Below are 10,351 nucleotides of genomic sequence, written 5' to 3' on the forward strand. Positions count from 1 at the left end.
CCAGGGCCGGCCCCGGACGGCACGGGCCCGCTCGTGGACGTCCGGCGGGACTGTCGTGGACGCCCGCCGGGCCCGGTGGCCGCTGTGTGCGGACATGCGGCGGCCGCGACGGCGCCCCCTCCGCGCCGCCGCGGCCGCTCCCCCGTGATCCCCGCCGGGATCGGGCCTCCCGTCCGGTCGGGCCGGGCTCGCCGTGCCGGAGCACGGCGCCCTGAACCGGCACGATCCGGACGAAAGACCTAGTTCGTGGGCTCCGACGTGGCGTGCATGTCGTCGGTCGTGGCCGGGCCACCGGTGGCGTGCATGTCCAGCGGCTTGATCGTTCCGCCGGTGGCGTGCATGTCCATCGTGGTGATCTCCCCGGCGCCACCGCCGGTGGCGTGCATGTCCTGCGGCTCGGTCGCCGGCTTCTTGTTCGTCGCGTCAGCCATGATCGTCGTCTCCCGTTGGTGCTGCGTGCTCGGATGGGCGAGGCCCGCCCGGCGGTTCCCCCGTGGACTGCCGGGCGGGCGTCTCAGGGCCGCTCACACTAGTGCGACGCCCCTTCGGTCACCCCGCCTGCCCCCCGACGCGACGGATTGACAACACGAGAGTGCCGGGCGGCGATAAACGAACGATGAACGCCGTCGGCGCCCACGGTTCACGCGGCCGTGATCGTGGCCACGGACGAGAGCAGGTTCCGCACGTCGGCGGCCTCCCTGGAGCCCAGTTCGTCGTAGATGGCGAGAGCCTCGCGCCAGCACACCTGGGCACGGCCGAACTGCCCGATGTGATCGAGGGCGCGACCCAGAAGGGTGAGGACGTTGCCCCGGCGCCACTCGCCACCGACTCCTCGCAGGGCTGTCAGGGCCTGCTCGGCCTGGGTGGCGGCGGCCGCGGAGTCGCCCGCGGCGAAATCGACCTCGGCGAGACGGAAGAGGGTCATCCCCTCCCACAGCCGCTGGCGACTGTCCCGGAAGACGTCGAGGGCCTCGTGCAGCCGGGCCGCCGCGTCCGTGAACTGCCCGCTCCGGGTGAGCGCCATGCCCAGCGCGTAACGGCCGTTCGCACTGCGGAGGGCGTGCCCCAGGCTGTCGTAGATGTCGATGCCCTGCTGGGCGAGGGACACCGCGCTGGTGAGGTGCCCCATGGCCAGGCGGATGCGCGACAGGTTGCACAGGGCGCTCGCCTCGCCGGGCCGGTCCCCGATCGAGCGGAAGCTGCTGATGGCCCGCGTCAGGTACGTCTCGCCGTCGTCGTGCCTGCTCTGGTAGAGCGCCATGATGCCCCGGGCGTTCGGGGCCCAGCACGCGGGGAGCGGGTCGGCGTCCGCGTCACCGAGCCGCATGATCTCCTCCGCCTCCTGCTCCGCCTGGTCGAAACGGCCCGAGGTGTGGTGCACGTCCGCCAGGGTGACCAGTGCCCGCACCTCGGCACGCCGGTCGGCGAACGCGCGGGCCGCGTCCCGCACGGCGAAGGCCGTGCTCTCGTACTGCTTGGCGTTGGCGCCCGACTCGCCCAGGTCGAGCGCCGCCCAGAGAAGGTCCACGGCGCGCCGCAGGGTGCCGGGGGCGGAGCACTGCCGCACGCAGGCGAGCAGCGGGCCGGCCTCCGCGTACAGCCAGTCCAGCGCCGAGTGGCGGTCCGCGAAGGACAGCCCGGCGTGTTCCGTCGGTTCGAGGTGGTCCACCAGCCGGTCTCCCGGCCGCTCCAGCGCGTACACACCCGCGGCCGTGGCCAGGTAGAAGTCCAGCAGGCGGGAGAGGACACGCTCCCGCTCCGCCGGAGGCTGCTCGTCGCGTTCGGCGCACGCGCGCGCGTAGAGGCGCACCAGGTCGTGGTAGCGGTAGCGGCCCGGTGCCGCCGACTCCAGGAGACTGGTGTCGACCAGGGCCTCCAGGAGGTCCTCGGCCGTGTGGAGGTCCAGGTTCAGCAGGGCGGCGGCCGCGGCGAGGGAGATGTCCGGTCCGTCGGCCAGGCCCAGGAGGCGGAAGGCGCGGGCCTGCGCCGGCTCCAACTGGCCGTAACCGAGCTCGAAGGTGGCCTTCACGGCGAGGTCGCCGGCCTGGAGCTCGTCGAGGCGGCGGCGCTCGTCCGCGAGCTTCGCCGCCAGGACCGAGACCGTCCAGGTGCGGCGGGCGGCCAGGCGGGAGGCGGCGATGCGGATGGCCAGCGGCAGGAAGCCGCAGGCGGCCACCACGTCCAGGGCGGCCTCGCGCTCCGCGCGGACGCGTTCGCCGCCGACGATGCGGGTGAAGAGCTGCAACGCCTCCTCGGGTGACATCACGTCCAGGTCCACCAGGTGCGCGCCGGCCAGATCGACCATGCGGACGCGGCTGGTGACCAGTGCCGCGCAGCCCTCCGTACCGGGCAGCAGCGGCCGGATCTGCGCCGCGTCGTGGGCGTTGTCCAGCAGGACGAGGACGCGGCGGCCGTCGAGGGTGGAGCGGTAGAGAGCGGCGCGCTCGTCCAGGGAGTCGGGTATCGCGGAGTCGGGGGTGCCGAGGGCGCGCAGGAACGCGCCGAGGACGATCTCGGGCTCGGCGGTCCGGGCGCCCGCGCCCTGGAGGTCGACGTACAGCTGGCCGTCGGGGAAGTGGGGGCGTGCCAGGTGGGCGACGTGCACGGCGAGGGTCGTCTTGCCGACACCGCCGATCCCCGCGAGCGCGGAGACGGCCATCACGGAGCCCTCGGCGGTCACGAGCCGGTCACCGAGCTCGCGTACGAACGCGGCGCGGCCCGTGAAGTCCGGGACGGTGGCCGGCAGCTGGGCCGGACGCAGGGGTGCGGACACGGGTGCCGGTCCGTCGGCCGGGCGGGCCAGCTCCTCGTCGGCCCGCAGGATCCGCTGCTGCAGCTGGGCGAGCTCCGGGCGGGGGTCGACGCCCAGCTCCTCCGCGAGCAGGCGGCGGGTGTCGGCGTACACCGCGAGGGCCTCGGCCTGCCGGCCGCTGCGGTACAGGGCGACCATCAGCAGTTCGCGCAGCCGCTCACGCAGCGGGTGCGCGGCGGTGAGCGCCGTCAGCTCGGAGACGGCCTCCGCGTGGCAGCCGACCTCCAGATCCAGGTCCAGCCGGGTCTCGGTGAGCTGGAGGCGCCATTCCTCCAGGCTGGTGCGCTGGTTCTCCGCGTAGGGGCCGGGAAGGGAGGCGAGGGCCTCCCCGTCCCACAGGCCCAGCAGCTCGTTGATCAGCGCGCGGGCCTGGTGCCGGTCCCCGCCGCTGCGGGCCTTCTCCGCCTCCGCGGCCAGGTCCTGGGCGGCCGTCAGGTCGAGTGCCTCACGGGGGACGCGGACGGCGTAACCCCCGGACTCGCTGACGAGGGTGTCCTGGCCCAGGATCTTGCGGAGCCGGGAGGCGTACGTCCGTACGGTGGCCAGGGCCTGGGACGGGGGGTCGTCGCCCCAGAGGGCGTCGATGAGCTCGGCGGCCGTGGCGGTGCGGCCGTCGCGCAGGAGCAGGGCGCACAGCAGCGCCCGCTGCTGCGGCGACCCGGACGGCAGGGCCTCACCGCCGCGCCAGGCGCGGACCGGGCCGAGCACGGTGAAGCGCAGGCCGGTGGCGGCCGCCCGTTCCCGCGGAGCACGTTGCTCCGGAACGCGCACGCCGGGTCCGTTCTCGCGGTCCATGATGCCCCCCAGTCCTGCTAGTCCCGCCGGTCCTGCTGACCCCGCTCTGTTCCGTACCACTGGTACCGCGCTCAACAGTCTGCCTTGTTATGGGCGGGCTCGTCAGCATCGGGTGACGCTCTGCACAGGCCCTCGACATGTTCGGGGGGCGGCGGACCCGTGCGGTGGGTGACGCCGTGTCACCCGGCGGGTGAGGGCCCGGTACACCCCGTCCCGTCCGCCGGGGAGGCCGGTGGCGTCGTGACAGGGTGGCATGTGCGCAGGCACCGGCCACAGGCGCCGATGGCGTGCACGGGGGGCCGCGCGGTGACCGGGACGGGCGCTCCCGCCGGCCCGCACAGGACAGGAGCCCCGCTCCTCCGCCGGGGCGGGGGAGCGGGGCTCCTTGGGTACTGCACGCCGGCCGCGATCGGCCGACCCGGGCAACTAGGCCGGGGTGACGTTCTCAGCCTGCGGACCCTTGGGTCCCTGAGTGACGTCGAAGTTCACGACCTGGTTCTCCTCGAGGGAGCGGAACCCGGACGCGTTGATCGCGGAATAGTGAACGAAGACATCCGGGCCGCCGCCGTCCTGGGCGATGAAGCCGAAGCCCTTTTCAGCGTTGAACCACTTGACGGTTCCGGTAGCCATAAGCCCTCCTTGGGCCAAAGGGTTGCCCTGCTCCAGAACCTGCCAAACAAGTCTGAAAACTACAAAAGCCTGCGGGTTACATGCTCCGCAGGCTCTGTACTGCAAGGGAAACCAAACTGCAACTTGCGAGCGAGCCTAGCACGCACGTCGCGGGGAGCGGTAGAGGGAAAGATCACTTCTCCCGGATGTCTCCCCGCGTCCCCGGGAGGCCGGCGGACAGGGGCCCGCAGACCCGCCGGCGGGCCCCGATGACGCCCGCCGGCGGGCACGGGTCTAGCCTCGCGATGTGGACAATTCAACCGTCTCTCCCGTGGAAGGCGACGACCGTCGCAGCAGGCCGCGCGTCGGCCACATCCAGTTCCTGAACTGCCTCCCCCTGTACTGGGGCCTGGCACGGACCGGGACCCTGCTCGATCTGGAGCTCTCGAAGGACACCCCGGAGAGACTCAGCGAGCAGCTGATCAGAGGGGACCTCGACATCGCTCCCGTGACCCTGGTCGAGTTCCTGCGCAACGCCGACGACCTGGTCGCCCTGCCCGACATCGCGGTCGGCTGCGACGGGCCCGTGATGTCCTGCGTGATCGTGTCGCAGCTGCCGCTGGACCGGCTCGACGGGGCCCGGGTGGCGCTCGGCTCGACCTCCCGCACCTCCGTGCGGCTGGCCCAGCTGCTGCTCTCCGAGCGCTACGGCGTCACCCCCGACTACTACACCTGCCCGCCCGACCTCGGCGTCATGATGCAGGAGGCCGACGCGGCCGTCCTCATCGGCGACGCCGCGCTGCGGGCCCATCTGCACGACGCCCCCCGGCTGGGGCTCCAGGTCCACGACCTGGGGCAGATGTGGAAGGAGTGGACGGGACTGCCGTTCGTCTTCGCGGTGTGGGCCGCCCGCAAGGACTACCTGGCCGCGCACCCCGTCCTCGTGGAGAAGGTCCACGAGGCGTTCCTGGCCTCGCGGGACCTGTCGCTGGAGGAGGTCACCAAGGTCGCGGAGCAGGCGGCGCGCTGGGAGCTCTTCGACGCCGAGGTGCTGGAGCGATACTTCACCACCCTGGACTTCCGCTTCGGCCCGGACCAGCTGGCCGGCGTGCGGGAGTTCGCCCGCAGGACCGGCCCGACGACGGGGTTCCCGGCGGACGTGCGGGTCGAACTGCTCGGCGGCTGAGGGCGCCGGCCGGGACAGGCGGGCCACGCTCCCCGCGCAGGCGCCCGGGGCGGGCGGCGGTAGCGGTGAATGCGCGGCTCAGGTGAACGGTGAATGCCGTACCTTCCCGGGCCGCCCGCTTCCGGGACCCAGGGCCGTTCCGCCACGGCCCGCCGTCCCGTTCCCCGGGAGCGCCGCCCGCATTCCGTCCCGCCCGGCCCCATTTCCCGGGAGCGCCGCCCGCATTCCGTCCCGCGCCGATGCCGCGAATAGCCGGCGCCACCGGGCTGCGAATTGCGGACGGCGCCCCGAACTCCCTCCCGGTCCGCGTGCGGGTATCCGCACGGTGAACACCGCCCACCACCGGCGAACGATGTATTCACGCCTTTCGCGGTGGCGAAAACCGCGTTTCGCTCCGTTAGGGGTGAAATCAGCGGAAGGTTCACTGTGACCACCCACCCCGGGACCTCTAGGCTGCCTCGGAGGTCCCACGGTCCACAGGGGGAGACCATATGCAGCCGCTGGAAGCGGGCGAACCGCGGACGATCGGCGCCTACCGGCTGCTCGGCAGGCTCGGCGCCGGCGGCATGGGCCGCGTCTATCTCGGCCGCAGCACCGGCGGGCGGACCGTCGCCGTCAAGGTCGTCCACCCCCACTTCGCCCTCGACGAGCAGTTCCGCGCGAGGTTCCGCCGGGAGGTCGATGCCGCGCGCCGGCTCGGCGCACAGTGGACGGCCCCCGTCCTGGACGCGGATCCGGACGCCCCCGTGCCCTGGGTGGCGACCGGATACGTGGCCGGGCCACCCCTGTCCGACGCGGTCACCCGGTACGGGCCCCTGCCCGAACACGCCGTACGGACCCTCGGAGCGGGTCTCGGCGAGGCGCTCCACGCCGTGCACGCGCACGGCCTCATCCACCGGGACGTGAAACCCTCCAACGTCCTGCTCGCCCTCGACGGTCCCCGGCTGATCGACTTCGGGATCGCCAGGGCGCTCGGCGCGACCGTCTCCCTCACCTCCACCGGAGTCTCCGTCGGCTCACCCGGATACATGGCGCCGGAGCAGATCCGGGGCCTGGACATCTCCGGGGCGGCCGACGTCTTCTCGCTCGGGGCGGTACTCGCGTACGCCGCCACCGGCAACGCCCCCTTCCCCGGCGACTCCTCCGCCGTGCTCCTCTACAAGGTGGTGCACGAGGAACCCGAGCTCGGCGACCTGGAAGGAGAGCTCCGCTCCCTGGTCGCGGAGTGCCTCGCCAAGAACCCCGCCGACCGGCCCGCCCCGGCGGAACTGGCCCGCGCCCTCGCGCCGGGCGGCGCGGCGCAGCTCGTCTCGGCGGGCTGGCTGCCGGGCCCGCTGGTGCGTGAGGTCAGCCGCGCGGCGGTGGCCCTGCTGGACCTGGAGCCGCAGGAGGCGCCGGTGCAGTCGGGGCCGGTGCCGTTCAGCAGCGCGTCCCTCGGAAGCGCGCCGCTCGGCACCTTCGGTCCGCCCCTCCCGTCGCCACCGGACACCGCGCCGCCCGCGACCGACGGGCCGGGGGAGCAGGGCTCCGGAGCCCGCCTCGCCTTCACCGTGGACACCGGGCCGCAGCAGCCCGGCCCGCGCCCGGGGCGGCGCGTCAGCTGCACCGTCGCACTGGCCGTCGCCGGCGCGCTGGCCGCCGTGACCGTGGGGGCCGCGACGATGAGCGACCTGTTCACGGGCGGCGGCGACGACGGCCACGGCAACGACACCGCGGCGCCCCCGGCCGCCACCCGGTCCCAGGGCCCCACGACCGGCACACCGGACGCCCCCGCGGCGTCCGCGCCCGTGAGCGAGCTGCCCGAGGCGTTCACCGGCACGTGGAAGGGACCCGCGACCGAGCGCAGCGGCGCGCCCCACGGCACGGTCACCGCGGTCTTCGTCGAGGGCAGGAGGAACGAGGAGGTGGTCCACCTCTCCTACCGCTTCGACGCGCTCGGCACCACCGTCGTCTGCAAGGGCGTCGGCACGCTCGTCTCGGGCACGGCCACCGAGCTGAGGATTCGCGAGCACGCCGACCCGGACGCCCGCACCGGAGCCCTGTGCACCGGCGGCGACGCCGACCTCGTCTTCACGCTCACCCCGGCCGGCACCCTGCGCTACGCGTCGCACGAGGAAGCCGCGGGGAACCCCGAGGGCACGCTCACCCGGTCCGGCGGCTGACCGGGGCAGGGGCTGGCGTAGGCTGGATCGGTCCGTAGATCCGTTGAAGTACCGCCGAAAGGTGACAGCCCGGTGACCGAGAAGGCCGACCTTCAGCCCGTCCTCGACCGCGCCGCCGAAGGCGGGCGGATCACTCCGGAAGAGGCCCTCGACCTGTACCGGTCGGCCCCGCTGCACGCGCTGGGCTCCGCCGCCGACGCCGTACGCCGCCGCCGCTACGCCGGTACGGAGCACATCGCGACGTACATCATCGAGCGGAACATCAACTACACCAACGTCTGCGTCACGGCGTGCAAGTTCTGCGCGTTCTACGCCGCCCCCAAGGACACGGCCAAGGGCTGGTCGCGCGACCTCGACGACATCCTGCGCCGCTGCGCGGAGACCGTCGAACTGGGCGGAACGCAAATCATGTTCCAGGGCGGCCACCACCCGGACTACGGCGTGGAGTACTACGAGGAGCACTTCTCCGCGATCAAGAAGGCGTTCCCGCAGCTGGTCATCCACTCCCTGGGCGCCTCCGAGATCGAGCACATGGCGCGGATCTCCGGTGTGTCCGCGAAGGAGGCCATCGAGCGGATCCACGCCGCCGGCCTCGACTCCTTCGCGGGCGCCGGCGCCGAACTGCTGCCCGCCCGGCCGCGCACGGCGATCGCTCCGCTCAAGGAGTCCGGCGAGCGGTGGCTGGAGATCATGGAGATCGCGCACGGCCTCGGCGTGGAGTCGACCTCCACCATGCTGATGGGCACCGGCGAGACGAACGCCGAGCGCATCGAGCACCTGCGGATGATCCGCGACGTCCAGGACCGCACGGGCGGTTTCCGCGCCTTCATCCCGTACACCTACCAGCCGGAGAACAACAAGCTGAAGGGGCAGACGCAGGCCACGCTCTTCGAGTACCTGCGGATGATCGCCATCGCCCGGCTCTTCCTCGACAACGTCGCCCACATCCAGGGCTCCTGGCTGACCACCGGCAAGGAGGTCGGCCAGTTGTCGCTGCACTACGGGGCGGACGACCTCGGCTCCATCATGCTGGAGGAGAACGTCGTCTCCTCGGCCGGTGCCAAGCACCGCTCCAACCGGCTCGAGATCATCGACCTGATCCGCAAGGCGGGCCGCGTCCCGGCCCAGCGGGCCACGACGTACGAGCACCTCGTCGTGCACGACGACCCGGCGAACGACCCGGTCGACGAGCGCGTCGTCTCCCACATCTCGTCCACCGCGATCTCCGGTGGCACGGCCCACCCGGAGCTGAAGCTCCTGAGCGCCAACTGACGTACCGGTGCTCACCGTTCACACCGCGCCGCTGGTCCTCCCGGTCGGCACGCCGCCCGTGGCGGCGGGTGCCGTCGCCGTGGACGGCGAGCGGGTCGTCGCCATCGGCCCGTACGACGCGGTCGTGGACGCCCATCCCACGGCCCGCGTGCGCCGGTGGCCCGGGGTCCTCACCCCCGGCCTGCGGCAGTGGCACGGCCCGGCGCTGCTGACCCGCTGCTACCACCCCGACCCGCGCGAGGCCGACGAGCTCGGCGAAGACCCGCTGAGCGGCGCGGAGTTCGAGCGGCTGGCCGCCCGGCTGGACGAACCACGCCGGGCCGGCAGCGTGCGCAGGGGACTGCAGCGGATGCTGAGCCACGGCACCACGCACCTGGCGGGCCCCTTCGGCGACCGGACCGTACGCACGGCGGTGGCCCGCTCGGGTCTCGTGCCGGTCGCCGGTCCTCCCGGCGGTGTTCCGGGCGAGCCGGACCTCGACCCCTTCGTCCACGGCCGCGACCTGCCCGGTTGTGCGCACGGCCCGCTCACGGTCGGCGGCCGTGCCGACCTGGCGGTCTTCGACGTGCCCGGCGAGGCGGAGCTGGCCGAGGCGGGGGCCGGAGCCTGTGTGGCCACGGTGCTCGGCGGCAGGCTGGTCCACCGACGGCGGTGAGGGCCCTGCGACCGGACCCACCGACGGCGGTGGGGGCCCCGTGACCGGATCAACCGACCGCGGTGGGGGCGGGCGCCCGACCGCGTGGTCAGTTGCCCGGCGCCCGTGCCCGGCTACCGGTCGGCCGGGCCGCCGAGGTAGCGGCCGTTCACGTCGTACGGCCAGGCGTTGGACACGCAACCCTTGAGCCCCTTGATCTGCTGCATCATCGCGGGCGCCGGCCGGCCTCGGCCGGGGCAGGTCTCGTGCTCGTGCCCGAGCCAGTGGCCGACCTCGTGGTTGATGATGAGGGCGCGGTACTCGGCCGCGGTCCCGTCGAACGTGGGTGAGCCGAGCTCCCAGCGCTTCAGGTTCACCATCACCTTCTCGCCGACCCGGCAGTTGACCTCCCCGCCGGTCCGCAGTCCGTAGCGGCCGCAGATCTCGTCCGTGGTGTCCGGAGTGGCGATCTTTATCACCAGTCCCGCCGAACCGTCGGCGACCTGGTGGAAGGACGTCCCGCCGCCGTGCGACCAGCCACGCGGATCGGTGAGTATCTTCGCTATGTCCTCGGCGGCCTCGTCGGGATCGACGTCGAGGCCGTCCTCCACCTCCACGCGGTAGTGCTTCCCGCCGGAGGTCTTCGAGAGCCCGGCCCGCGCGACCGTGAAGGTTCCCGGCCCCGACTCCGGTACGTGCGGTGCCTTCCCGGTGCCGGCCGGCGGGGAGCCGGCCGCGGACGGGGCCCCCGTGTCCTCGGCGACCGCCTCCGGTGTGGAACCGTCCGCGAGCGCCGCGCCGCCGCCGGAACCCGGCGGGGGATCCAGCAGCACCACGGCCACGGCGGCCACCGCGGCCAGCGCCAGCGCGGCGAGAACCGC

Annotated in this window: 8 protein-coding genes; 4 read left to right on the forward strand and 4 right to left on the reverse strand. The window is 73.4% G+C overall.

Annotation, left to right across the window (positions count from 1 at the left end; all coding sequences use genetic code 11):
• Nucleotides 1-239: 239 nt before the first annotated feature.
• The 3 genes from ABZ371_RS22795 to ABZ371_RS22805 form a co-directional block, all read right to left on the reverse strand.
• A complete protein-coding gene (locus ABZ371_RS22795) occupies nt 240-431 on the reverse strand; it encodes a hypothetical protein (RefSeq protein ID WP_358682679.1) in 192 nt (63 codons plus the stop codon).
• Between the two features lie 209 nt (nt 432-640).
• Complete coding sequence (locus ABZ371_RS22800) at nt 641-3,607, reverse strand: BTAD domain-containing putative transcriptional regulator (protein WP_358682681.1); 2,967 nt, start codon at nt 3,605-3,607, stop codon at nt 641-643.
• 426 nt (nt 3,608-4,033) lie between these two features.
• Nucleotides 4,034-4,237, reverse strand: a complete 204-nt coding sequence (locus tag ABZ371_RS22805; protein WP_003967102.1) for a cold-shock protein — start codon at nt 4,235-4,237, stop codon at nt 4,034-4,036.
• 286 nt (nt 4,238-4,523) lie between these two features.
• On the opposite strand from ABZ371_RS22805, the gene ABZ371_RS22810 reads away from it, so the two are divergent.
• The 4 genes from ABZ371_RS22810 (at nt 4,524) to ABZ371_RS22825 (ending at nt 9,491) form a co-directional block, all read left to right on the forward strand.
• On the forward strand, nt 4,524-5,402 hold the full coding sequence (locus tag ABZ371_RS22810) for a menaquinone biosynthesis protein (protein ID WP_358682683.1): 879 nt from the start codon (nt 4,524-4,526) through the stop codon (nt 5,400-5,402).
• 491 nt (nt 5,403-5,893) lie between these two features.
• Nucleotides 5,894-7,564, forward strand: coding sequence for a protein kinase (locus tag ABZ371_RS22815; protein WP_358682685.1), 1,671 nt, complete (start codon nt 5,894-5,896; stop codon nt 7,562-7,564).
• A 72-nt stretch (nt 7,565-7,636) separates the two neighbouring features.
• The gene (gene mqnC / locus ABZ371_RS22820) at nt 7,637-8,836 is read left to right on the forward strand and encodes a cyclic dehypoxanthinyl futalosine synthase (protein WP_358682687.1); all 1,200 of its coding nucleotides are present in this window, start codon (nt 7,637-7,639) and stop codon (nt 8,834-8,836) included.
• A 7-nt stretch (nt 8,837-8,843) separates the two neighbouring features.
• On the forward strand, nt 8,844-9,491 hold the full coding sequence (locus ABZ371_RS22825; RefSeq protein WP_358682689.1) for a hypothetical protein: 648 nt from the start codon (nt 8,844-8,846) through the stop codon (nt 9,489-9,491).
• Between the two features lie 113 nt (nt 9,492-9,604).
• On the opposite strand, the gene ABZ371_RS22830 is transcribed toward ABZ371_RS22825, so the two are convergent.
• A complete protein-coding gene (locus ABZ371_RS22830) occupies nt 9,605-10,336 on the reverse strand; it encodes a DUF3152 domain-containing protein (RefSeq protein WP_358682691.1) in 732 nt (243 codons plus the stop codon).
• Nucleotides 10,337-10,351 lie beyond the last annotated feature (15 nt).

Origin of the sequence: Streptomyces sp. NPDC005899 (assembly GCF_040629645.1) — a bacterium.
Classification (GTDB): Bacteria; Actinomycetota; Actinomycetes; order Streptomycetales; family Streptomycetaceae; genus Streptomyces.